Here is a 25,467-nt window from a genome sequence, read left to right on the forward strand (position 1 = left end):
GTAATTATAAGAATTCTTGCAGTAGCTGGTCCGTTTCAAATAAAGGTAAGCCGACAACGGCGTAATAACTACCTTCGATTCGGGTAACAAAGCGTCCGCCCAAACCTTGGATCCCATAGCTACCAGCTTTATCGCATGGCTCCCCTGTTTGCCAGTATTGTTCTATTTCTTTTTCACTGAGGGGTTTAAACCATACGTCGGTAATAATGATTTCTGTCTTTTGTTTTTCTTCCGATACAACAGAAACTGCCGTCATCACTTGGTGACGATCATTCGCTAACTGAGTAAGCATACGCTTAGAGTCAGCAAGGTCTATTGGCTTCTCGAGCACTTGCCCTTGGCTTACGACGACCGTGTCAGAGCCCAGAACCACTGTTTCAGAATCAAGAGAACTAGCAACTACAGTATCAGAACCAGAAGCAACATGCTGTTTTTCAGAAGGGTTATCTTTCAATAAAGACAACGCAGCTAAGGCTTTATCTAAAGATAGTCGCTTAACGTACTCTTCGGCGGTTTCTTGAGCGTGTTTACACTCTTCGACATCAGTTACAAGGACAGAAAACTCATAACCGAGTTGAGATAACAATTCTTTGCGGCGTGGAGAGCCGGATGCCAAAACTAAATGTTTCTTTTCCATCGTCACTCTACCTTACATGCCAATGGCGACGTACACGTCTCATTAATAAAAACATCCAAGGCCAAAGTATACAGTTTATCAATGCGCTCCATAGCGATAACGGATTGAAAACGACATCTTGGATCAAATATTCACCAAAGAATATCAGCACTTCAAACAACACTGTTAAGGCTGCAATGATTATCGCTTGCTGCCATAGCGCCATATTTCGAATCACGAGGAAGTTCATTGCAATAATGTACATTACTATTGCCATCATCATGCCTCTAATACCGAGAGTCGAACCGATCAAAAGGTCCCACAATAAGCCCAGTACTAGAGCACTACCAACGTTAACTCTGTAAGGTAACGCTAAAACCCAATAGCAGGTAACCAGTAATAACCAAGATGGCCTGAATAGGTCTAAACTACCCGGCCAAGGGATCGTTTGTAGAATAAGTGCTATCAAAAATGAGCAGCCAATGACTACTTTGCTTCTTAAAACGCTATTGGCCATTTTCACCTTCTAACAATGCTTGTTCGATACTGGATTGTTCTGCTTGCATCTGTTTATTTTCATCAGGCCACACAAGCAACAAGTATCTGAGCTTATCAAACTCAACTACAGGTTCTGCTTTAATAACGGCGAACTCACGCTTCGGATCATAATCAACGGCAGTCACATAAGCGACTGGATAACCCTCTGGATATACACCACCAAGTCCAGATGTCACCAGCAGATCTTCTTCTTGGATATCTGTACTGGTTGGAATGTGCTCTAACTGGATCTCATCAATCATGCCATTACCAGAAGCAATAACACGTATATCGTTACGAATAACCTGAACAGGAATTGCGTTATTTGCATCAGTCAGTAGCAAAACACGACTATTATGAGCAGCAACAAAAGTGACTTGACCAACAATGCCTTTTTCATTGATCACAGGCTGACCTTCGTACACTCCATCAATCTGACCTTTGTCGATCACGACTTGGTGACGGTAGGGTGAAGTATCCACCGCCATAACCTCTGTGACGACCTTCTTCTCATCACGAATAAACGGAGAGCCTAATAGCTTGCGAAGGCGCTTGTTTTCTTCTTGATATTGCTCAAGCAGAATCAACTCGCTCTTCAGTCGCAAGACTTCTCGTTTAATATTATGGTTGGATTCAATGAGCCCTTTACGAGTACTAAAACGGTCGTATACGCCATCAAACATGGTGCGAGGCAAATTAGCGGCATACTGAATTGGCGCAACCATACTGTTTAATAGATAGCGGACATTTGAGAATGCATCTAAACGACTATCAGCCAGCATAAGGCTGGCTGATAATGTTACAGCAAAAAACAGGCGCAATTGTAGAGAGGGACCTCTACCAAAAATTGGCTTCATTCTATATTTGGTCCTAGAGCGACATTTGATCCTATAGACAAGGTGTTAGGCTCTTTACATAAAACTAGATAAGAAAAGAGCCTAACACTAGATACTATTCTTCGCTGAAAAGATCACCGCCGTGCATGTCGATCATCTCTAGAGCTTTACCACCGCCTAGAGCAACACACGTTAATGGCTCTTCCGCCACAACAACAGGGATACCCGTTTCTTCAGTTAGCAGACGATCAAGGTCTTTAAGCAGTGCACCACCACCTGTCAGTACCATACCGTTTTCTGAGATATCAGAAGCAAGCTCTGGTGGACACTGTTCAAGTGCAACCATGACTGCAGATACGATGCCAGATAAAGGTTCTTGAAGCGCTTCAAGGATTTCATTTGAGTTCAGACTAAAGCTACGAGGAACACCTTCAGCAAGGTTACGACCACGTACTTCAATCTCATCGACTTCATCGCCTGGGTAAGCAGAACCGATTTCGTGTTTGATCTTTTCGGCTGTTGCTTCACCGATCAAGCTGCCGTAGTTACGACGAACGTAGTTGATGATAGCTTCATCAAAACGGTCACCACCGATACGTACAGAAGACGAGTAAACCACACCGTTTAGTGAGATAACGGCAACTTCAGTCGTACCACCACCGATATCAACCACCATTGAACCTGTTGGCTCAGATACACGTAGGCCAGCACCAATCGCAGCAGCCATAGGCTCATCGATTAGGTAAACCTCACGAGCACCAGCACCCAGTGCTGATTCACGGATTGCACGGCGCTCAACTTGCGTTGAACCACAAGGAACACAAACCAATACGCGAGGGCTTGGTTTAAGCACACTGTTATCATGCACTTGCTTAATGAAGTGCTGAAGCATTTTTTCCGTTACGTAAAAGTCAGCAATTACGCCGTCTTTCATTGGACGGATTGCTGAGATATTACCAGGCGTACGGCCAAGCATTTGCTTAGCAGCGTGACCAACCGCAGCGACACTCTTTGCAGAACCCGCACGATCTTGGCGGATAGCTACAACTGAAGGCTCATCAAGAACAATGCCTTGGCCTTTTACATATATAAGGGTATTGGCAGTACCTAAATCAATCGATAGGTCGTTTGAAAACATGCCACGAAGTTTTTTAAACATATTCTTCGCTCATCCTGCAAGAATTAGAAGACAAAAATTGCACTAAATGTACCAATGCCTTGCTGTCACGGCAAGGCATTGAAGTATAAACATGGACTGAAACCCACAATTTCTTACAGATTCCTAACTTAACAGCCAAAAAATCATATTATTACTGACCTATTAAGCCATTTTCACCTCGGTAGATCACACGGTCGTTCCCACGATGGATACCAAAGGTGACGACTGTTGATGGGTTTTCTTCATCAATACCGTCTTGGTCCCAATCAAACATTAGCCAAGGCATATTATTGTTTATGGAGTCAAGCTGCTGCCAAATTTGCACTTGTTCCCTAGTTACAGCATTAGGGGCTTGCTGTGCTGTAAAATTGTCCGACACACCATCATTCACATCAGCAGTTCCCGTTAATGTCGCCGTAGTCGCTCCCCCAACAGGCCATATAACCGTAGGGTTTCCATCCATTTCAGCATCGATATCAGTGAAACTATCAAATACATTGTTAATAAAAGCACCGTTTGTCCAATACTGAACTTGAAGAGGAACGGTAATCGAACTACCTTCAACCCCACCTACATCACTCAAATTTACACGACCAAAAACCACATTGGGTTGGCTATCAGGCAGTCGTTGTGCTGTCATGCCAGAAGGATCGGTTGGTTGTGTTTTGAATTGCACAGGATCAGACAGTGTTGCTGTAAAAACATTCAAAGAGACATCTCGAATTGGCCCACCATCAAAATTAAAAGGACCATCAGGCGAAAAGTCAGCCTGCTTCTGCCATGATATATCGTTGTTATTGATCGCCCCTCGACTACCTCGATAAGTTAAATTCAAGCGATTACCGTTGAGTAAACGCCCTTCATCTAACTCAAAAAAAGCTCGCTGAATAGGGTTGAAACTTCCGTAATTATGAGTTTCATTCCCCAACTTACTATAAGCCGCAACATTAATGGAGACATTGTCAAACTCTTGATTCATGTAAGTAAAAGCTTGCCCAGCAGGATTTTCCCACTCATTATTCAACGTATTAAAGTAATCAGGATAAAAGCGGCCAATGACTTGGCGATCTTTTTGTACATCACGACCAAGATAGACCGCGCTACTTATAAACTCGATAGAACCAACTTCACTCCAAGTATGAGCTAGAGTATTTAGTACCTGGTTAGTGCTAAATGAAGGAATGACACTAGGTGTCACTGCCCCTGGTTTGGGATTTAATAATGGATCTGGATAAACCACCTTAAAATCTAAATCTAAGGGACCACTATCAAGTGAATAATTACTTGTCACTGGGTAGGCGCATTCATCAGCGATGCCTAATACTGAATCTGGATGAATAATTGGTTTATAGTCAACAATGAAGTCAGTTCCTGCAGGTATAAAACCATCCCCTGTCGCCCCACTGGCAGGGTTAAATGAAGCTCCCGAACGAACATCACATATTGCTATTTTCCAAGGACGAGCCTTCAAGGTAATTTGACCTTTCAACGCACCGCCATCGCTAGGGCAGTTCGCGATTGTCGGGGGTTGAGTTGAACACCTAAAGCTCTTATCTTCAAGTGTGACAACTAACTCGCCTGAGTTATCAAATTGAATAGCAACATCCTCAACCATCCCTTTAGAGAAGTTAAAATCGCCACTGCCAAGGCTACCACCGCCACCACTTCCGGGCTTTTGAAGCACGTACCCAAGATCGTTCACATCTAACTTTTCCGCATAATTCATCACAATAGGCGTTGGTGATGCATTATTACTACAAGCTAAGACTCGAACATCAATATCTTCTGCTTTTCCGGCAATGACCTCTAGCGGTTGATTATTCCATGTAGAATTAGCACTCGGCTTAATATCAAACCGATAAGGTACAAAGCTAATGTCTTTTTGATCTTGGATAGTCGTTCCATTAACTGATGCAGTCGCAAGCACATCACCGTATTTATTACCACTTCGACCATCAATATTAAAAACAAACCTCTTGTTTTGGCTATCAAAAGACCCGCTACTAAAAGTTACCTCAGGTGCACTTATAGATACAGTATCCCCATTGACATCGCTCATTGGTTGACTGTTTTCATCATAAGGCACGACATACACTTCAGCCTTATCATCACAAGTTAAGTGATAGTTGTTTGGTTTGATCTCTATATATTTTATCGTTGGACTAGGAGGCGTGTAACACCCTGCTATTGACTTAGCCCTTATAAAACTAGTATCTGACGACCTAAATGAAACTCTAGGAGCGGTAATTGCTCCGGTCATTTGAAAACGAGCGACACCATTAATATCGAAACCAGCACTGATAGCCTCTGGCGATACATACACATTCGCATTCAAACGGATATCAGAACCACCTAAAGGCCAAAAAGATGAAAAACGGCCATGACCAACAAGCGTAAAGTCATTGTGATCATAGTTAGAATCACTCTGCTCATCTATTCCTGCATTAATGTATATACGACTTTTATGAGACAAATTTATATGGTTGTAGTGAATAACAACTGGACCATCACCTTTCACCTTAATGTAAGAATCGTTATGATTAAAATTGATGGTGTCAATCCAATACTCTCCAGCGGGAAAAACAACTGTGCTCGTATTTGCGCTAAAAGATAATGAAGTATAATTAAATTGAGTCGCCTCAGTCGTCTGATTATTGCCAGCCGCTATCAACACACCGCCCGAAGGGTTAAAAGCAGTAGTATCCGGAACACCTAACGGAAATAAATTCTTAGCCGAACTCACCGTACAACTTCCGCCACTATTCTGCCCGTCTTTATAAACACAAGCCCCAAGACCAGAAACTCTAGAAGAAGTAAAACCTAATGCTTCTGATTTGGATATTTGATCGAGATAGATATTATTTCCAGTACCATTTCCTGAAGATATATCCAGTTGTCCATCCCATGGAGTCCATTCTCCGGGATTTGCACCTGGCAAATAACGGTTTGATTGCAACATTTCAGGAAAGTAATCACATTTTTGAATAGGGGGCTTTGGCCTGACTTCTTCAAATGCAAAGAACCCAACTCTTTCATATGTCTGATGCGAGCGATTTGAAGCGTCTTCTTCTAGCATAAATGTAAAATAATCCGGATTCGATAGTTCACATAACCTCAACCACCCTCCATCCGATCCACTTCGAGTTTGCTTTTGAATAATCACACCAAAGTCTTGGAACGACTGGCCATGGAACACCTGATTATCAATACAAGACTGCGCTAATGAAGCGCTTTGATTGTATGAACTACTGGGTTTATTAAAAACAAAACGAACACCATCTGAAGTTTGCCCAGAAAACTCAGGTGCCGCCATATACCCTACAGTTCTGCGTCTATAGCTTGTAGGAGTAGGTACATTTTGCCGGCCAAATTCTAAGGCCAGCCGAAAATTCGAGGTTCCAACATTTTTATGTGCAGTAGTTACCCAAAAATCCTTACCGCTATCGGGCTGAACTTGAGAAAAGACAATAGGAGCCGCAGAGAAACGTTGAGAGTAAGTTTCCCGTTTCCAACCCTCCCCATTTGTATTTCCTGCCGTTTGGAAGTGATTCAGCTCAACTTTACTTACACGTATTATTTTCCCTGGCTGAGATTCATCTAATATTACGTCCCCAACCTCTGCTGCAAAATAATAGATCGGATCCATTAAGTTAGGATCAGAGCTTAAAGGGAAGCGTTGTTTAACTTCGACCCGATCTTTAGTCACAGATGTGACGAACATTGCCGATGGATTATCATTTAGATTATAAGAAGACATTAATATAACGACAGGCGTCGTTTTAAAATCTTCATCAAAATCAAAGCTACAGGAATACCCATTACAAGAGCTAGCGTCTACCTCTCCAAATTCAAATAACGGTTTAGAACGTGGTACCAAGGGCTGGCAATCTTTTTCCGATATGCAGTATTGGGAACTACTAGTGAAACTATCACCAATCAGTGTAATGGTAACAAATGGGTCGAATTTATCAGCGCCAGTGGCATAAGATAAATCAAAGTTATTAATAACTTTTTTCTGAGTACCATCTACTGAGTAGGTTAATTTTCCACTTATCCATCTAGCGTTATAATTAGAAGTACGCTCAAACTTAACCTGAAATTGTCGAAGGACGTCATCATCTTCATAATCTTCGTCAAAGATTTGCTGATAATAATCATCAAAATCATCATCATCTGTCCATAACGGGAAATATTGGCTATTCGCTAATCGAATTCGATTCGACCCGTCAGACTCAAGAGAAAAAGTGATACAAAAACCATTGCGAGCATCTACAGAAGAGCCATTAGCTAGACAAGTGGAAGCATACGAAAACGATGATATGCCGAGAGAAAACAACAAAGCCAATGATAAAAATAGTACTCTCATTATCTCACCCACACATCTTGACTACGTTGCATTAAATTCACACCCGTTCCGCACATTGCGACCGCTCTTACTGTGTATAACTGAGAACTATCGACAAGTTGACCACCTGTTGGTGAGCACGTTATTTGAACATCAGCACATCCAATCGTCGTTGCGAAATTCATAGTAGAACCATCTAAATTAGTACACGCTGCAGCCACATCAAATGAAACCGTTGTGTTGGCTCTAGGTGGATATATCTGCATTAAGGCTCGCTCTATTGCCGAATGAGCTAAAAGATGGGCTTGAGTACCAATCACATCTTTTGTATGGGCGTCATGATTGGACCACTCTATGCGATTTAAGGTTGTCGCAAGAAAGCCCATCACCACCAAGACAAAGATAACGACAATATACAGGCTTCCGACTTGTCTTTTTTTAAGGAACATTGATCACCTGTATGTCTTGCTGGAAGTTGGTCAGTTCATCCCCGACTTGGTTTCTAAATTCAAACTCAAGATGGACGACACCATTACGCTGAACATTTGCGGGTTGATAGTCTAAAACCCCAGCCACTCCCGTGTCCGAAATTGGGATTAATGCGCCATTTCCTTCACTTCTCCATACTCGGCCATTCACAATACAATAGCTGACGCGGCCATTAGGGTTGTAAATATAGTGTCGATTTGAAACTGAATTGCCCACAAGGTTTCCAGACTCATTAGCAAGCAAGAACGTATTATTCGTTGCAATTACAGCGGCTAAGGGGAAATCATTATTGGTCGGTGTCGCTTCTGTAGGATTTATCACTAGAGATAACGGGGCTAGAACAGCAGCCGTCAGTGCATTATTACCTGTGACAAATTGAATATCATCGCCCGATATAGCGTAAATTCCAGAGGTAACGATAGGGAAAAATGAAACACAGCGAGCTCCCGGGACAACAGCGTTTTGATTTAACATATTAGGTACAGCATGACGTACTTCACGGGTGATTTTTTCTATCACAAACTTTGCTTGAGTTTGCAAACGCTGCCTATCTACGGTGTCCGCATAGCCACGCGCACCTAACTCAACAAACCCAGCAATACCTACAACTAAAATACTACCAACAATCATGGTGATAATCATTTCAATAAGAGTGAAACCTTGCCTTCTCATTAGTAATTACCTCGATAGGCATCGAGCACAATAGGAGGCTGATTTAAGGCTGTAATCCTAAGGTTTATTCTTTTGAGTCGATCAACAGTTTGGTACGTCACATCAATATCTAGTCGGTAGTTGCTGTAAGTTGTAGCACCATTCTCGCCCAATAATAGGTTAAGGTCTTGACACCCGTTAGCTGCACCAGGCTCCCAACACCCATCATAGTCATCGACATCATTGTATAGAGCAATATCAGCCTCTTCTGGACCAAAGTTAGCCTGTTGTGTGCAAGTGGCTTGAGCTGTTCCAGCAGCAGCCCCTTCACCACATCTCACCTCCCCGCCATCAAAGTCGCTATTCTCATCGAACCCTCGAGCAAGAATCATCGACATAACACTCTGCCCTAACGCGGCTGAACGGGTTTGATAATGAGGGTCGCCAGAGCGGCTAATCTGAGGCGCTAAAAAGTTTATGATGGTCATCATGGCAAGCCCCATAACCACGATCACAACGACACTTTCAATTAATGTGAAACCACGTTCTTTTGCAGGTGATTTATGAATGGTGTTCATGAGCACACCCCATTTTCGACATAACCTTGCGAGTTAATTTCCACACGGCAGGTGTTCACATTTGAAGTAATCGTAATCACCACACCTGCTGCAACGTTAACGACAACGCCTGTAGGTGTTTCACCCGTTGTAGGGTTGCCTAATAAATCAAAGTTAACTAGAGATAGAGGAATGGCTGGAGTGGTATTAGATGCAGCCGTTAAAGTGATCCCATTAAGCATAACCCAATCACTACTCGCTTGGCTTCGCGCGGTACAGCTCACTTCGGAACCGATACAATTGCCAACGATAGCGAGAATAAAATTGCTCTCTCCAACGACGGACCCAAGGTCCACATTGGACTGCATACGATTCACTTGAACTTGGCGGACAACAGAAGTTACTTGCTCTTGAGCGGCAAAGGCAGCAAAACTATCCCTTCCGGAAAGACGGCTAGCAGCGTAGGCAGAGACAATCGCGATCAACAAGATCACAATGATTAACTCGACTAAAGTAAAACCTTGTTGCTGAAAACCGCGGTTTATGCATGTTTTATAGAATCGATTCACCGACATCCAATCCGCTAAATATTTGATAGTTTGAAGATTAAGTGTAACTCAGGGAAAGGAAGTTGTCTTTGTTACTGACCTGTATTTCAGATAGAAAAAAGGCCAGCAATGCTGGCCTATACATTCGTTAACTTGATTATTTACTGAGCACCACAAGCTGTGCCATTAGCACCAGCTTGCAACGCGACTGTTGCAGGGGTATTTGCATCCGTAGCGGCAGTATAACGAACACACTGAGCGGTAAACCCAGTAAAACCTAGGTCGATCCATAAGTTAGTTTGAGTTGTAGCTGTTTTTTCCGATTGTAGAACAACGAATTCATTAGATAAGTCTAAGGCTTGAACGATACCTCCAAGGTTAGCTGTATCATCGCTAACTGCCGTTGGGTAGCCAAAGTGATGAGCGATACCATCAATTACCGTTCCAGGTGCGCCTGCATTAGTCCATGCTGTATAAGTTGTACCTTCAATACCACCAATAGCAGCACGTCCATAAGTTATTCCCATAGCGCCCGCAACTGCACCACGCAACCCTTCCAAAGAAGCGGTACGAGCATCATCTTGTAAGTTAAGAAAACGAGGTGCTGCAGTAACTGCAAGAATACCTAGAATAACAATTACCACCACTAGTTCTATTAGGGTGAAACCGCTTTGTTTTTTCATAGTCTTTTCTCTCTATGTATATTTAAACGCAGGTTTACTGCAGTGTTACGGTCACACGACCAGTTCTAATCTCGTAAACGAATTGATGCTGAGTACCGCCTTCCAATTGAATGTAAGTGCAGTAGTCATTGCTATTATCCGCTTGCGCTGAATATTTGTAATTCGAACCATTAGCCACATTGGTTAATGTTCCAACTTTAGGAGGATTCTGAAGTAGATTTTCCATTAAATCGACACACGAAGCATCAGTCACATCATTAGACGGAGCTGAAGCTGAATTTGTGTTTATAGACCATGGGTAGCCATCTCTAAAATTAGTGCTTCCATTGCTACTTGTTGATCTGGTTAGCCAAAAATCAACACCATCGTAATTTACAGTATTGTATGTTTCAACACCAATTCTTTCTGATGGACGAGCTTCTGCTTCCCATTGCGCTCTTGCTGAAAGTACGCCTGTCGCAAAACCACCCGCGACACCTTCAATACTGGCTTTCTTGGCTTCGTCTGTCACATCCAAGAAACGGGGTAAAGCTGCAACAGCTAATAAACCCACAACAACAATCACTATGACTAACTCGACTAGGGAGAAACCCTTTTGATTTTTAAGCACTTTCTACCTACTCATCTAATTGCTAATGCGCATTATACATTTGACCATGCATAAAACCATAAAAACAGCGCCAATACGTTCACAAGGCCAATATATTGACTTTGACACTAAATCTTTCTTTTTTAAGTAATATATCTATCTGATACTTATCACTATAATGATAACGGCAATGAAAGTGTATGTTATCACTTTTGTCTTCAATATTTGGAGAACTTAGACCTAAAATACGCCCCTTTGGATACAATTGCTCCAACCAATAACCGCAATTTCGAGCCGAGTCTTGAATTGGCATAACCCACCCCGTTCTGCTGTAAGTCTTTGGCTGTTTCGCATCATTCTTTTGCTCCACACCAGATAACAAATACTGCTGTTTGAACAAATTCGCTTGCTCAAGAATTCGCTTGCTCGCAACGATTAATGCCGTGTTCGTTGCTTCTTCTTCTACTGTTTTCCATACAGAAAGCAATCCCATCACGAGAAAAAGAATAACCGCAACCCAAATAACAAAACGTGAGCGCTGTAGGTTATTCAGCATCCCCTAACCTTTGATTGCATCCAGCATTCCCCACATTGGCAAGAAAATACCCAGAGCTAAAACCAGCACCATTCCCGCAACGATGGTCAACAGAATAGGTTCAATTCTAGCGGTTAACGTTTTTAGATCGTAATCAACCTCTCGGTCGTAAAAATCCGCGACTTCGAGCAACAATTCATCAATACGACCCGTTTCTTCACCCACAGAAATCATTTGTATCACGAGTGGTGTGAAAATTTCGCTGTTAATCGCGGTAGAAGAAACGGTACTTCCCGCTTCTATTGCCGATTTCATACCTTGAACACGAAGTTCTAAAAAACGATTGTCCAAAGCTTCAGCCGATAGCGATAACGATTGGTTAAGCGGTACACCTGCTTTTAGCATCAAAGCAAAAGTACGTGAGAAGCGCGACAATAGAGCTCGATTGACCACCCCACCAATCACTGGCATTTTTAAACGCAGCTGATCCCACTTCTCCCACCCCTTATCAGTCTTAACCCATGCTTTAAAAGCAAAAACAAGACCAAAGATTACTCCGAGCATTAACCCCCAGTAATTAACAAAGAACTCAGACATCCCCATTAAGATACGGGTTGGTAGCGGCAAGTCGACGCCAAAACGCGCGAACATACTCGAAAACTGAGGAATCACGAATATATTCAAGACAAACATAGCGATGGTAATAAAAGTAATCACGAACGTTGGGTAACGCATTGCCGTTTTGATTCGCTTTCGAGTTTCAACCTCTTGTTCGTAGTATCCAGCCAGTTGTAACAATGCCTGGTCTAAACGACCGGTATTTTCACCAACACTGATCATCGATACAAACAATGAACTAAATACCTTAGGGTGCATTTGCATCGATGCCGCTAACCCACGACCATTTGTAAGTTCAGCGACCACTTCTTCAAGTGCTACTTTCAATTGCTTATTTTCACAATGTTGAGTTAACCCTTTCATCGATCTTAATAGCGGAACGCCCGCCTTAGTTAAACTATATAGCTGTCGACAAAACAGAACCAATACCTCTAAAGGCACATTCGGAGAGAACAGGCTAGATACATCCATATCCAGGATTGAACCGCCACTTTTTCCAAGTTTAATCGAAGTTGGAATGATCCCTTTACTCATCAAGCTGTCAGCAGCAAGATCTTCGTTATTCGCATCCAACTGGCCTGTCACTTGACTGCCATCAGAACTGCGACCTACATAACGATAAGTTGGCATATCACTCTACCCCTACAGATAAATTGGATCAGTGGCACCAGAAGCATCGCCTTCGCCAAGGTTCATTACCTCATCAAAACTCACAACACCCTGCATGGCCAATTCCATCGCAGAAGCTAACAGCGGTTTGTAGTTTTCAGACTGCCTTGCCGTTTGAGCAAAACCAACGGCATCATTGGCTCTAAGCGCATCCATCATAGGTTGATCGAGCTCCAACATTTCAAACACACCAATACGCCCACTGTAGCCAGTCAAATTACAATTTTGACAACCACGTCCTTTCATAAATGGCGTACCTAGCTGGTTTGGGAAACGGACACTCAACCATTGCTTACGCGCTTCATCCAGCTCATCATCAACCTTGCAATCAGTACATACCTTACGAACTAACCGCTGCGCGACCACGGCTCGAACAGCACTTGCTACCAGATAACCCGGAGCCCCCATGTCCATCATACGCAATGCGCTATCTACTGCATCGTTGGTATGCAGAGTACTTAACACTAAGTGACCGGTAAGTGCCGCTCTCAAACCAATTTCAACGGTTTCGTGATCTCGCATCTCACCAATAAGAATGATATCCGGGTCCTGACGTAGGAAGGTTCTCAAAATCGTTGAGAAGTTGAGATTAATCTTAGGGTTTACCTGAACCTGATTCACACGAGGAAGACGGTATTCTACAGGGTCTTCAGCGGTAATGATCTTTTTACCCGGTTCGTTTAATTCACTTAACGCACCGTATAGAGTGGTTGTTTTACCTGAGCCCGTAGGCCCGGTGACGAGGATCATGCCATGTGGGCGGCGTAATTGATGACGAAGACGAACGAGCAAATCACTCGGAATGCCTGACAACTCCAATTTACGTAGACCAGCCGATTGATTAAGCAAACGCATAACCACTGACTCACCGTGCTGTACTGGCATAGTCGACATACGAATATCGACCGATTGACCTTTAACGCGAATATTAAAGCGACCATCTTGAGGCAGTCGTTTCTCTGAAATGTCAAGGTTAGCCATCAGCTTCAAACGCAAAACCAATGCAGAAGCAATATTCACTTCATTCAACAACGTTTCATGCAGAACACCATCAATACGCTGACGCAAACGTAATACGTTTGAATCTGGTTCAATATGAATATCAGACGCACCAACTTGAATAGCATCTTCAAACAGCGAGTTTACTAGCTTAACAACCGTAACTTCGTCGCTGTCTTCTTCAGCGATATCAAAATCAAAGGCTTCATTAACTTTATGCTCAGCATGAAGCTGCTCAGCAAATGAGGCAATCTCTTTGGTTCTTCGGTAATAACGGTCGAAACCATCAACTAATTGTCTCTCTTGTGCGACGACAAATTCGAGTGCGTAGTCGCCTAGTTGACTCAGCAAAGATTCTTGGGCAAACAGATCGGCAGGATCACTCATTGCAACACGTAATGTGTCACCTTGACGCCCAATGACCAAAGCACGAAGGCGGCGAGCATGAACCTCAGGTAAAAGCTGCACAGCTTCGACGTCAACGTTAGCTCGGCTAATATCAATAAGAGGAATAGCAAGCTGTTGCGACAAGAAACTGAGCATTTGCTGCTCTGATAAAAAGCCAAGCTCGATCAGTGCATCACCAAGCTTACGGCCTGTCCTTTTTTGAGCGGCCAGAGCTTGTTCAACTTGTTCCTCAGTAATGATGCCCTCTTCTACGAGCAAATCACCGAGCCTTTTTCTTAATCTAATTTGCATCGCTACTCTCCTCTAAAGCATTGATTATCTTTAAACGGTCACGAACAAAGCCTTGCGACTGAGATGAGATCCCAACTCTAACCAATGCTCCTTGGTATGATTGCTTTGCAGCCATAAAATCAAGCTGACGTTCTTGCTGAATTGCTAAACCTAACCACCAGCGAGCATTCTCTGAATCGACCTCAGTCAATTTTTGGTAGCTCTCTAACGCAATACCTTCTTGTTGAGACTTTTGACTTAATGCAGCACGCATTGCTAAGTAGTCTTGAGTTGGACTCGGCGGTAAGTGTATTAATGGACTCAAAGCAGCTTCCGCTTGATTGGCTTTCACAAGTAGCTTCGATAAACCTAGGCGCAGTTTTTCACTGTTGATATTGAGTTTGATACCCGACTGAAATAGCTCATACGCTTTGCGAGTATCACCTTTACCAAAATAGAGAATGGCTAGTTTCTGACGGACATCTTCATTTCTTGGATCATAACGGAGCGCTTCGTTATAACCTTTCAACGCACCAGAAAGGTCGTTGGCATCAAGAGCTTTCTGAGCTCGGCCTTGAGCATTAATAGAAAGTTGTTCAGGCGTTAATTCCACCTGCTCAATCAACATTCCATTGCTTTCTGAATCGCTAGACATTTCAGGTTGATTAGATACTGGTGTGGCATCTTTTTTAGCCACGCTAGCAACAAGCATTGGCTTTGCTACTTTTTCTTTAGGTAAACTTTGAGCTTTAGGTGCGCTTTGAGCTTTAGGTGCGCTTTGAGATTTAGGTATGGCTTGAGATTCAGGATTTACTTTAGGCTTTGTAACTGACTGAGTTGATGCAATGACTGAATCCGATTTAGCTTGAGCACTTTTTAGTATTGCCGTGTTGTGAGCCGAAAGGTTCGCTGAATCTAGCGTCACTAACTTCTTAGTCGGCGAGGACACAGGTTGAGTAACGGCCGCTTCAGACATACCTTCCGAACTGTCAATAAAAGAAACTTGTCTATCTCGAGTTGATATTGAGTTATCGACAGCTGGGCCTTGTGATATAGCCCAGCCCCCCAGGGCCAAGCTAAGCGTAAAGCCTGCGACTACCCAAACCAATGGAGAGCGTGTTTTTACTTTAGGTACCACCGCAGCTTCAATCGATGCTGTTGACTCTTTTTTTGCCAATTCAGACAAGGCGTTATTAATGACGCTCATAATTAGTTCCAACCCCACAGCATTGGCGTTTTAAATTTAGGTTTACACACATCGTATGTTTCATGCATTGCAGCAAAGAGATGTTGGTTTTCTATATTTTTTTTATCTTCACTAAAAGCAAGCAACAAAGCTTTATGACACAATTGGTTGATCAACCTTGGGATACCCAAAGAAGATCGCCATATTGCTTTTTTATGGCTCAGGCTAAAGGGAGCATATTTGCCACCAGATTTAGCGATCCGGTTATCAATGTAAGCGACCGTTTCATCGAGAGTAAGCGGTCTCAGTGTCGAACTAAATGTGATTCTTTGACGAAATTGCCTTAGATGATAAGCCTCTAATCGAGCATCCAATTCCGGCTGCCCTAATAGAACAATTTGCAGCAGCTTTTTATCTTCGGTTTCTAAGTTACCAAACAACCTTAAGGTCTCTAGAGCTTCATCTGACAACGCCTGAGCCTCATCAAGAAGCGCAACCACTCGTAAACCTGAGTTGTGCAATTCAATAAGCTTGTGTTGAATGTTATCCACTAAGGTGGCTTCATTATTGGTAATCAAACCAAGCTCTTTAGCCACAGCTTGTCGTAAGTCAGCCCCAGATAGCACTGGGTTAGGCAGGTAGATTAAAGCCGTACAATCATTAAGATGATTGACCAACATTCGGCACACCATGGTTTTTCCCGTGCCGACCTCCCCTGTAACCTTAACTACCCCCTCGCCCATTTCTAACGCAGAAATGACCGTTTGAATCGCCTCAAAGTGAGGGGCTAAACCATAAAAAAAATCGGTATTCGGCGTTAACGTAAATGGTAGCTGTTCAAAATCAAAATGAGCTTGATACATAACATGACCTAGCTTAGTAATTCACTACCAATCTGCATTGATAAAGTGAGTGGTTACTATTCATCAGGGAACCATTCTTGTAAAAGATCTCGAGAACGCTCCATTTCTGATTGCCAAGTATTTACACCTACAACCGTTGGCTTTAATAGAATAACGAGTTCAGTTTTTTGAGTGAGTTGACTGGTATTACGGAACAAATGACCGAGTGCAGGGATATCACCAAGAAATGGAACTTTTGAAGTCATGTCACTGGTGTTTGATTTCATCAATCCGCCAATAACAACCACATCACCATCTTGCGCTCGAATCACGGAGTCAGACTCACGAATAGAGCTTTTAGCCAACGGCAGCGTCACAACACCAGTTGTTGAGCCAAGATTAAGCTCTTTTACTTCCTCTTCCACTTCAATCACTGCAGGATGAACGTGTAGGAACACATTTCCCTTATCATCAATCTGCGGTGTCACATCCAACGAAATACCAGAGAAGAACGGAGTTAGCTCAACTTCAGGGGCAACATTCGCGTTATCACCACTACCGACCGAGCTTGATAAATTAGTCACGAAATATTTATCTATACCCACTTTTATAACCGCTTTCTGGTTATTAGCTGCTGTCACTCTTGGGCTAGATAACACATTCAAGTCACCCTGTGTATCCATAAAACTCAATACCGCTTCAAAGCTGCCACCAGAAACAACGAGGTTAGATTGACCACCTAAAGCGGTACCGATTTGGTCCATGCCTGGTAGTTTACCAGGGATGATCGTACCCGCTGCATTTTTAACGATAGAACCCATACCGAGCGTGTAGTTAGTGCCGTTCGACGAAAACATCTTGGTCCAGTTAATGCCTTGTTGATAGCCGTCACTGAGCGTCACTTCCATGATTTTGGCTTCCAAGATAACTTGGCGCTGCAGACGTTTCTGAGAAATACCAAGGAACTCACGAACCTCTCGGATTTCATCGGGGTAAGCACGTACCGTAATCACACTCGCTTGTGGCGTAACCACAACGCTTTGCCCATCACCAGAACCAATTAAGTGAGCGACTGCCGCTTCAAGCTGCGGCCAAAAATCACTTTCAGATATCGTTTCAATCTCCGTACCACCGCTAGATGTGGAGCTAGACGAATTTGAGTTCGAGTTCGATGAGTTTGAATTCGAGTTAGACGAATTAGAATTAGAACCAGATGAGTTCGAGTTAGAATCTGAAGTAGAAATGGTTCCAGTAGTAATCGTCGTTAATGAACGACCTGAGCGCTTTACTTGCAAGTAATCGACAGGAATCGTGACTGTGCGTAAACCAGCCGGATAAATTTGAATCACTTTGCCACGCTTTTCAATATCGTAGCCATACATATCCTGAGCAACAGCCAACACTTCATCTAAGGTCACATCTGTTAGATTTAGAGTAAGTTTTCCTGCAACACTTGGATGAATCGCGGCACTATACTCAGTACCTTTTACTAGACTTGCAAAAAAGGTTCTCGCTTCAACGTCTTTTGCCTGAATACGAAAGCGCTTAACCGTTTCCATGTTCGAAGACATAGAGTCCGAACTTAGCTGAGGCATAAGGTCATCTTGCACTGACGAAGGTAAGTCATGAAGTGCTTTGCTATTCGCTTCATTAATAGATTCGTTTAAAGACTCTTTTATCTCAACAGGGTCTCTATGCCCCATCGAACAGCCGACTAAAGATGACACTAGAATTGCTACTACAAGTTTACGCATGTCTTCACTCTAACCTTAATTATTCTTAACATCTAAAGAGAACATCTCTAATTTCCACTGCTTAGAGCTTCTCTGCAGAGTGACGTACTCTGGATCTATGTTCTTAACTCGGTACCCTCTGATCGTTTCTCCTTGTTCGAGAATCTGACCATTCATAATCGCATAACAAGGTGTATCGCCCTTGCAAACAATGCTCTCTAGGGACGGTAAACGATATTGAACTGGCGCCTTTTTAGCTGACGCTGACTTCTGCTGGGGTGAAAGCCAACCTAATGGCGCAGTTGGATCTTGTTCTGCCCATACCACGGAGCTACCAAACAGCAAAGATAACACTAGAGTTCTAACCACCGATAAACTCCTGTCTGGTACCTAAGGTGTAAACCTCGAACACAAGTCGAGCTTTGGGATATTCTTCTACTGAATACTCAAACGTGCGCCAATAATAGCTCACAGGAAATGACTCAAGTGCTTGAAGATAAATTGAAATATCGAAGTAGCTACCCGTCAACTCCATTCTAACAGGGTGGAGAAAGTAATTTGAGTTGTCATCACTTTCTTGATTGTCCGAAATGGCTTCTGGTTCTAACGATTCTAAAGATTCAAGCTTTAGTCCACTACCTGCATTCAGAACGCTCTCTAATAACTGCGCCATTTGAGAAGGCGTAACCAACCTATCAACGATTTCAGCGAGCTCAAATGATAGCTCTTGGCTCTCAACCAATAGTTTTTTTAACTCAAGATCAATTTCTTTATCTGGGTCTTTGTTCAACTTGGCTTGTAGAACAAGTAATTCACCTTGTTGTTTCTGATTTGACTGCGTAAGGCTCATCGACTTCATATTCTTTTCTTGTAAATCAAGATAGGCAGGTTCAATCAATAAGGTAAATAAAAGCATGGACAGACCCACTAGACCACACACGAAAAGTAGCCATTTTTCTCTCAGGCTTAATACAAGAAACTTATCGCTAAGCTGATTCCACAGTTGCATTATTTACTCTCCCTATGAGTACTTAACTCAAACGTCACTACATCTTGCTCATTACGACCTATCTTAATCTTTTCAAAGGTACGTCCGACTAAATTAAGTTCATTCTTAAATTGACCAACCCAATTTGGAACTACACTTGCATCACGGGCAAAACCATTAAGCTCTAAGGTATCGTGAGTCATGTATATGTGCGAAAGCGAGATGTCATTTCGGCCTAATTGAGCGAAGGAGTTCATGACGCCAGAATACCCGACTTGCTGAGATTCATCGAATTGACTGACCGCCTTCAACGCCTCTTTATTAGCTTGTATCTCACTAGTGAGACGAGCAACCGCAGCTACCTTGTTTGGAGACGGTTTATGTTGAATTAACTGACTGTTTAATTGGTTAACTTCTTGGTTAAGCTGATTCAAGTCATATTGTAAAGCTGCTAGCTCTTCATCCAAACTCGATGCTTGATACTGCATTACACAATAACTGCCAAGCAACAAGGTACACACCAGCCCCCAAGCCATGACCACATTCACTAGAGTGAAATATTCTTTTTTAGGCTTAAGGTGCTCAGGGTAGAGGTTAACGTTAAAAATATTCTTTTCAGCCGCGAGCGTAACTAGCCATTTCTCTGAATTTTCGCGTTCACCTTCAACAAGCAAAGAAACGGTCGAACTCAATGTGCTATTTAACACGCTCTGCAATTCAGCTTCATCTTCCTCATCACAGCATATTTTTAACTGATGAAGTTGGGTGCCTTTAATTTGAGAAGAAAGGTAATCAATCGATCGTTGGAGTTCTAAAGCTAGACCATCCAACTGCAATGCACTTGATGCGCTACCAGTTAATGGGGGGACAACACTGCGGATTGTTCTTTGAAAGCAAACCGTGTTTTCAACAAATGCACCAAGCTTAAAATGTGAGTTGGGGCTGCGTTGTAAAAGAATGAAATTAGAGAGCTCACCCGCACTGTAGCCCCAAACTTCATCTTCGGGAGCAATACCTTTAAGATCAACTTGTGCTGAATTAGTAATGCTTACAAGCTTATCCAATAGCTTTTTAGGCAAAACATACACTTGTAGCTTATTCGAGGTCGGTAGCGCTACCGCACTCGCTGTAATATCAGTCACCCTTTCAGAGATCAGATCTTTCAATAGAAAAGGCAATGCAACCGACCATTCACTCTGTGGAATGTCCGGTTTATCAATTTGATAGGTTTGGTAGTAGTTCGCACAGACAATTAGCTGAAGGCTATCACTAGTAAGTGACTCACTGCTCAACAATTTTTTCAGCGCACTTTCCCAGTCACCGTTAACCACAGGAAAACTGGTGACTTGAGGTTCTGACTCAGCCGATGAAATATAAACGGTATCATTGCCCAAAAGGACAACTTGAGAACTACCGTTACTATTCGTTGGCTTTATTTTGTCTAAAATCGCTTTAAAATTCATGCTTAACTATTACTCTTACGCCATCGATTTCTTCGACCGACTTTTACAACGGATTCAGCTTTCACTGTCTTCTCCCCTTGAGTAGGCAAGGGGATTATTTGTTGTTCTTCGTCGAAATATCTTCCTTGATAACCGTTAATGCCTAACTCTATCAAGGTATTCTTTTCTTGTTTTGTCTCAACTCCGACCGCGATCACTTCAGTTGGAGAATCACCGCATGCTCCAATCAGACTTCGAACAAACAGTTGGTTTTCATGCCTTTGATCGATTTTCTTTACCAAACTTCGATGAAGCTTAATATAGTTAACCTTCAAATCCTTTATATAATGAGTACTAACAATGGTTCGCCCAGCTTGGCCAACCACCACTTTACACCCTAACCCTCGTAACATTTTCGCCACTGGTCGCATATAATCAAGGTGAGTAATTAGATGGCCTTCTGAAAACTCAAAAGCAAGCTGAGAACGATGCTGAGCAGAGAGCTGTAACAACTCACTTCTGAACCATTTAAAATGTGATTTATTTGCAAACGGAGTGACACTCAAGTTCACAGAATAATTGACAGGCTGTGTTGATACTTTCAGCGACTTAAACAAAACCTTCAAAACCGATTGATCCATTTGAGCTTGATAACCGACTTGTTCTACCGCAGACATAAAGCGAGATGATTTCAATAAACCTTTGTCTGGATCTTGAATTCTAATAAATATTTCTTTATGCAATTCATTAGCTTGACCTGAATCCGGCATAAGATAACACCGCTGAGCAAAGATTACTAAATTTTCAGGTAGCAAGGCTTTATCAAGTAATGTTCTCCAGCGAACACTGCCTCTATCTATCTCACTTTTATTTTCTTTTGGGTAACGGCTCCAGTTATTAATGCGCTCTAACTGAGCGCTCTTTAACGCTGTTTCCGTTTCATCCATGATTTGGCTATGACGTTCACCTTCGACATACATTGTCACGCCAATATGGCACCAGTTATCTGATTCCAAAGGATCCGGTGGAGTCAATTTATCTAATTGCCTTAAACATTGAGCAGCCAACGTCGCAATATCCTTTGTTCCTTGATGCGGAATAAACACGGCAAAGTCTGCTTCGTAATAGCGAGAAAAAATAACATCGGGATAACGCTGAACAATATTCGACAATACTTCACCAACTTCAATAATAAATCCGTCGGTGATCTGCTTGTCATTGGCATCTCGAACTTGTTCCCACTCGTCGATACGTATCAGTAAAACGCCTCCACGAGCGCCACTTTCATGCAGTACAGATTCAAGTTTGTTATCAAATAGTACTCGGTTGGCTGTACCAGTGAGCTTATCTAGAAAAGTATGGGTGCGAATAAAAGTATCAAAGCGACTTCGCTCTTGGCGTGCATCTTTCAACTCTTCAATCAGTACATCAAGCGCTTCACTTGCCGTATATGGCCATTCTCGCTCGTCCCCTTTTGAATGAGCCTCTACCTGCCCAGCAAGGATCATTCTCCCTCGCTCTTCCAAAATCTCTGATCCCATTAACTGTTCTTTTAACCAACGAACACCACGAGCCAAACAGAAAAGGATCAATGCCACCGCCAAAGTAATCGACCACATAGCTTCAATCGAATAGTTGTAACCAATATAAGGAGGGAGTGCTTTAAATTCGATTTGATAGCCTTCATTTCGGTCTAAAATGAAGCTTCTTTCATAGAGACGGTTTGGATCAATTTGTGGGGAGGTATCTTTAAATCGGTAAACGATACCGGTCTTGTTTGAAAGCTTCATCTCAACGATATTGCTTGCCTGCAACATCTTAGGCATCCAACGTTGCATTGAATACGCAGCATCTGGATCTTCCATCTCTTTATCTACGACGTCGACAATACCAACCAAATAATGGTCTAAATATTCCTGTCCAATACGCTTAAAGGAAAGTGTGCCACCAATAAAAAGAATGAACATCGCACTGATCACTATCACGGTGACAAATGCGACCAATCGAGTGCTCAATTTTAGTGTCGGGGTATATCTCATGAATAACGAAATCCTTTTCAACTCACATTATACCGTATTGCTACTTATACTATAAATTGACGTTGTAAATAAAGCGTTAAGAATTGTAGGTAACAAAAAGCCGCGATGAACGCGGCTTCTTCCAATTTAATACTGTTTTTATAATATATTAAAAACAGAGTTTAAAATGGGATGTCATCATCAAAATCCATCGGCGGCTCATTATATTGAGGTTGAGCCTGCTGAGGAGCTTGTTGAGGTGCTTTTGGCTGCTGTTGAGCAGGCGCACTGTATTGTTGTTGCTGCTGTTGTTGTGGCTGCTGTGGCTGACCCCAACCACCTTGCTGTTGGTTGTTACCCATACCACCTTGAGCAGGAGCACCGCCTTGAGCACGGCCACCAAGCATTTGCATTACACCATTGAAGCCTTGAACAACAACTTCTGTCGTGTAGCGGTCTTGACCGCTTTGATCTTGCCATTTACGAGTTTGAAGTTGACCTTCAATGTAAACTTGAGAACCTTTACGTAGGTACTCACCAGCAACTTCCGCCAGCTTGCCAAACAGAGCAACACGGTGCCATTCTGTTTTTTCACGCTGTTCGCCAGTTGCTTTATCACGCCATGACTCTGACGTTGCAATGGTAATGTTCGCTACTGCGCCGCCATTTGGCATGTAACGAATTTCAGGGTCATTACCTAGGTTACCCACTAATATAACTTTGTTAACTCCACGGCTAGCCATGATTTGCTCCGTCTAAATTCATAGTCTCTGGAAATTTTAGCGCACAAGAATAGCATGCTTTTATGCAGTGATAAATCGCATTCCTATTCTCTCCTTACCACAAAGATTAAAAACGTAACAAATCATGATATTCAGAGCGATGTTGCTTTTTTCTCCACTTACAAACCACTCATTTACTTTTTGAATTGATATTCAACGCAAGTCATAACGAGAATGCTAGAGAAGTCAAAGTGTGCATGGCAACGTGAAATCTCATTAAATATAAACAGGACGTTTCTATGAGAAAATCTCGATACGCTCGCACTTTACACTTTCTGTGCATCGACCCGAACGACACCTACCTACATGTTAAAGAGATAGAAAAACACTTATCCATAATTCTCTATAAAATGACACCAGGTGAATTGATGCTAGTTGATAGGAAGCAGAGCAATCGTATCCTGCTTGTTGATTACAAAGAGGTAAAACAGCTACTGGCTATTTGTCCTAACCTAACCGTAATGTGGAAGAATCATGAGATCATCTTATTCAATGTTCCTCTACAACTTCCTACCTCTGAGCTGCTGACCTACGGGGTGTTAAAAGGACTCTTTTACAACACAGATCAAAAAGATAAAATTGCTCGTGGTCTTCAAGAAGTCATCGATGGTGATAATTGGCTACCTAGGAAGGTGACTAATCAACTTCTGTTTTATTATCGTAATATGGTCAATACCAACACAACCCCAACCAATGTCGATTTAACTATTCGTGAGATCCAAGTTATTCGCTGTCTTCAATCGGGATCGTCAAATACCCAAATAGCCGATGATCTTTTTATTAGTGAATTTACGGTCAAGTCTCATCTCTATCAAATATTTCGTAAATTAGCGGTAAAGAATAGAGTTCAAGCTATTGCATGGGCAAACCAAAACTTGCTTGCATAACCGCTCCGCCTCTAATCTGACAATAATTTTGAGGGAAGCTCGAGTAATCATAGGTATTGTTGCTGAATTTTCGACATAACATATGCTAGAGTTGCCCTCAGAAATATCAACAAATCAGTTGAATCAATAATTATTACAGATAAAGGGTCTTATCATGATCAAAAAGTGCCTTTTCCCGGCAGCTGGCTACGGTACACGCTTCCTACCAGCAACGAAGTCAATGCCTAAAGAGATGATGCCTGTTGTGAACAAACCTCTGATTGAATACGGCGTTGAAGAAGCCATCGAAGCGGGTATGGATGGTATGTGCATTGTTACTGGCCGTGGTAAGCACTCATTGATGGATCACTTTGATAAGAACTACGAACTTGAACACCAAATTAGCGGTACCAATAAAGAAGATTTGCTGATTAACATCCGCGAGACCATTGAAGCGGCAAACTTCACTTACATTCGTCAACGTGAAATGAAAGGCCTAGGTCATGCGATCTTGACGGGGCGCGAGCTTGTGGGTGATGAACCATTCGCAGTTGTACTTGCCGATGACCTTTGTGTTAATGAGCAGCAAGGCGTACTGGCTCAGATGGTTGCGCTATACAAACAGTTTCGTTGTTCAATTGTTGCAGTACAAGAAGTTCCAGAAAAAGAGACTCACAAGTACGGCGTAATATCTGGTGATATGATCAAAGATGACCTGTTCCGTGTTGACGATATGGTTGAGAAGCCAGAACCAGGCACTGCACCAAGTAATTTAGCGATCATTGGCCGTTACATTCTGACTCCAGACATTTTTGAACTGATCGAACAGACAGAACCAGGTAAAGGCGGCGAGATCCAAATCACTGATGCTCTGCTAAAACAAGCAAAAGCAGGCTGTGTATTGGCTTACAAATTTAAAGGCCAACGTTTTGACTGCGGTAGCGTTGAAGGCTATATCGAAGCAACGAACTACTGCTTTGAAAACCTATACAAGAAAGACCAAAAGCAAATCGAATTAGGCAAGCACTCGACAAAGAAAGAAGCATAACGACAGGTTAATAACCAACGTTTTAATTTGTAGAAAGGGTGGCTCTTTGAGTC

24 protein-coding genes are annotated in these 25,467 nt (G+C 42.5%); 2 read left to right on the forward strand and 22 right to left on the reverse strand.

Going from position 1 to position 25,467, the window contains the following annotated elements:
- Positions 1 to 4 precede the first annotated feature (4 nt).
- The 22 genes from OCV44_RS12725 to OCV44_RS12830 all read right to left on the reverse strand — a co-directional run bounded on the left by OCV44_RS12725 (position 5) and on the right by OCV44_RS12830 (position 23,461).
- Entirely contained in the window at positions 5 to 637 is a 633-nt protein-coding gene (locus tag OCV44_RS12725) for a Maf family protein (RefSeq protein ID WP_135382238.1), read from the reverse strand.
- Between the two features lie 7 nt (positions 638 to 644).
- A complete protein-coding gene (gene mreD / locus OCV44_RS12730; protein ID WP_009847848.1) occupies positions 645 to 1,133 on the reverse strand; it encodes a rod shape-determining protein MreD in 489 nt (162 codons plus the stop codon).
- On the reverse strand, positions 1,123 to 2,010 hold the full coding sequence (gene mreC, locus OCV44_RS12735) for a rod shape-determining protein MreC (RefSeq protein ID WP_012603147.1): 888 nt from the start codon (positions 2,008 to 2,010) through the stop codon (positions 1,123 to 1,125). Before mreC ends, mreD begins: the two co-directional genes overlap by 11 nt.
- 94 nt (positions 2,011 to 2,104) lie before the next feature.
- Positions 2,105 to 3,148, reverse strand: a complete 1,044-nt coding sequence (locus OCV44_RS12740; protein WP_009847850.1) for a rod shape-determining protein — start codon at positions 3,146 to 3,148, stop codon at positions 2,105 to 2,107.
- A gap of 151 nt (positions 3,149 to 3,299) precedes the next feature.
- A complete protein-coding gene (locus tag OCV44_RS12745) occupies positions 3,300 to 7,514 on the reverse strand; it encodes a DUF6701 domain-containing protein (RefSeq protein WP_139685684.1) in 4,215 nt (1,404 codons plus the stop codon).
- Positions 7,514 to 7,942: an MSHA biogenesis protein MshP gene (locus OCV44_RS12750; RefSeq protein ID WP_139685683.1), complete on the reverse strand. Its 429-nt coding sequence runs from the start codon at positions 7,940 to 7,942 to the stop codon at positions 7,514 to 7,516. Before OCV44_RS12750 ends, OCV44_RS12745 begins: the two co-directional genes overlap by 1 nt.
- Positions 7,932 to 8,654, reverse strand: coding sequence for a PilW family protein (locus OCV44_RS12755; protein ID WP_139685682.1), 723 nt, complete (start codon positions 8,652 to 8,654; stop codon positions 7,932 to 7,934). Before OCV44_RS12755 ends, OCV44_RS12750 begins: the two co-directional genes overlap by 11 nt.
- Positions 8,654 to 9,217 (reverse strand): type IV pilus modification PilV family protein, encoded by a 564-nt coding sequence (locus OCV44_RS12760; RefSeq protein WP_211349771.1) that lies wholly within the window; start codon positions 9,215 to 9,217, stop codon positions 8,654 to 8,656. The genes OCV44_RS12755 and OCV44_RS12760 overlap by 1 nt, the downstream gene beginning before the upstream one ends.
- Positions 9,208 to 9,765: a prepilin-type N-terminal cleavage/methylation domain-containing protein gene (locus tag OCV44_RS12765; RefSeq protein WP_170213745.1), complete on the reverse strand. Its 558-nt coding sequence runs from the start codon at positions 9,763 to 9,765 to the stop codon at positions 9,208 to 9,210. The genes OCV44_RS12760 and OCV44_RS12765 overlap by 10 nt, the downstream gene beginning before the upstream one ends.
- Before the next feature lie 134 nt (positions 9,766 to 9,899).
- Positions 9,900 to 10,421 (reverse strand): type II secretion system protein, encoded by a 522-nt coding sequence (locus OCV44_RS12770; RefSeq protein ID WP_139685680.1) that lies wholly within the window; start codon positions 10,419 to 10,421, stop codon positions 9,900 to 9,902.
- Between the two features lie 34 nt (positions 10,422 to 10,455).
- Positions 10,456 to 11,031, reverse strand: coding sequence for a prepilin-type N-terminal cleavage/methylation domain-containing protein (locus OCV44_RS12775; RefSeq protein WP_009847857.1), 576 nt, complete (start codon positions 11,029 to 11,031; stop codon positions 10,456 to 10,458).
- A 79-nt stretch (positions 11,032 to 11,110) separates the two neighbouring features.
- Positions 11,111 to 11,566 carry an MSHA biogenesis protein MshF gene (locus OCV44_RS12780; protein WP_139685679.1) on the reverse strand — a complete coding sequence of 152 codons (456 nt, stop codon included), beginning with the start codon at positions 11,564 to 11,566 and terminating at the stop codon, positions 11,111 to 11,113.
- A 3-nt stretch (positions 11,567 to 11,569) separates the two neighbouring features.
- Entirely contained in the window at positions 11,570 to 12,793 is a 1,224-nt protein-coding gene (locus OCV44_RS12785) for a type II secretion system F family protein (RefSeq protein WP_139685678.1), read from the reverse strand.
- 12 nt (positions 12,794 to 12,805) lie between these two features.
- Entirely contained in the window at positions 12,806 to 14,530 is a 1,725-nt protein-coding gene (locus tag OCV44_RS12790; RefSeq protein WP_139685677.1) for a GspE/PulE family protein, read from the reverse strand.
- Complete coding sequence (locus OCV44_RS12795; RefSeq protein ID WP_139685676.1) at positions 14,520 to 15,716, reverse strand: tetratricopeptide repeat protein; 1,197 nt, start codon at positions 15,714 to 15,716, stop codon at positions 14,520 to 14,522. Before OCV44_RS12795 ends, OCV44_RS12790 begins: the two co-directional genes overlap by 11 nt.
- Positions 15,717 to 15,718: 2 nt before the next feature.
- Complete coding sequence (locus OCV44_RS12800) at positions 15,719 to 16,558, reverse strand: ExeA family protein (RefSeq protein ID WP_139685675.1); 840 nt, start codon at positions 16,556 to 16,558, stop codon at positions 15,719 to 15,721.
- A gap of 56 nt (positions 16,559 to 16,614) precedes the next feature.
- A complete protein-coding gene (gene mshL / locus OCV44_RS12805) occupies positions 16,615 to 18,291 on the reverse strand; it encodes a pilus (MSHA type) biogenesis protein MshL (protein WP_139685674.1) in 1,677 nt (558 codons plus the stop codon).
- 15 nt (positions 18,292 to 18,306) lie between these two features.
- The gene (locus OCV44_RS12810; RefSeq protein WP_009847864.1) at positions 18,307 to 18,639 is read right to left on the reverse strand and encodes a hypothetical protein; all 333 of its coding nucleotides are present in this window, start codon (positions 18,637 to 18,639) and stop codon (positions 18,307 to 18,309) included.
- A complete protein-coding gene (gene pilO, locus OCV44_RS12815; RefSeq protein WP_139685673.1) occupies positions 18,632 to 19,279 on the reverse strand; it encodes a type 4a pilus biogenesis protein PilO in 648 nt (215 codons plus the stop codon). The genes OCV44_RS12810 and pilO overlap by 8 nt, the downstream gene beginning before the upstream one ends.
- Positions 19,279 to 20,721: an MSHA biogenesis protein MshI gene (locus OCV44_RS12820; protein WP_139685672.1), complete on the reverse strand. Its 1,443-nt coding sequence runs from the start codon at positions 20,719 to 20,721 to the stop codon at positions 19,279 to 19,281. The genes pilO and OCV44_RS12820 overlap by 1 nt, the downstream gene beginning before the upstream one ends.
- 2 nt (positions 20,722 to 20,723) lie before the next feature.
- Positions 20,724 to 22,739, reverse strand: coding sequence for an RNase E specificity factor CsrD (gene csrD, locus OCV44_RS12825; RefSeq protein WP_139685671.1), 2,016 nt, complete (start codon positions 22,737 to 22,739; stop codon positions 20,724 to 20,726).
- Positions 22,740 to 22,900: 161 nt separating this feature from the next.
- Positions 22,901 to 23,461 carry a single-stranded DNA-binding protein gene (locus OCV44_RS12830; RefSeq protein ID WP_050651991.1) on the reverse strand — a complete coding sequence of 187 codons (561 nt, stop codon included), beginning with the start codon at positions 23,459 to 23,461 and terminating at the stop codon, positions 22,901 to 22,903.
- Positions 23,462 to 23,739: 278 nt separating this feature from the next.
- On the opposite strand from OCV44_RS12830, the gene OCV44_RS12835 reads away from it, so the two are divergent.
- Positions 23,740 to 24,387 carry a LuxR C-terminal-related transcriptional regulator gene (locus OCV44_RS12835; protein ID WP_139685670.1) on the forward strand — a complete coding sequence of 216 codons (648 nt, stop codon included), beginning with the start codon at positions 23,740 to 23,742 and terminating at the stop codon, positions 24,385 to 24,387.
- Between the two features lie 154 nt (positions 24,388 to 24,541).
- The gene (galU, locus tag OCV44_RS12840; protein ID WP_086050159.1) at positions 24,542 to 25,414 is read left to right on the forward strand and encodes a UTP--glucose-1-phosphate uridylyltransferase GalU; all 873 of its coding nucleotides are present in this window, start codon (positions 24,542 to 24,544) and stop codon (positions 25,412 to 25,414) included.
- Positions 25,415 to 25,467 lie beyond the last annotated feature (53 nt).

The sequence above is a fragment of the Vibrio tasmaniensis genome (genome assembly GCF_024347635.1).
Taxonomy (GTDB): Bacteria; Pseudomonadota; Gammaproteobacteria; order Enterobacterales; family Vibrionaceae; genus Vibrio; species Vibrio tasmaniensis.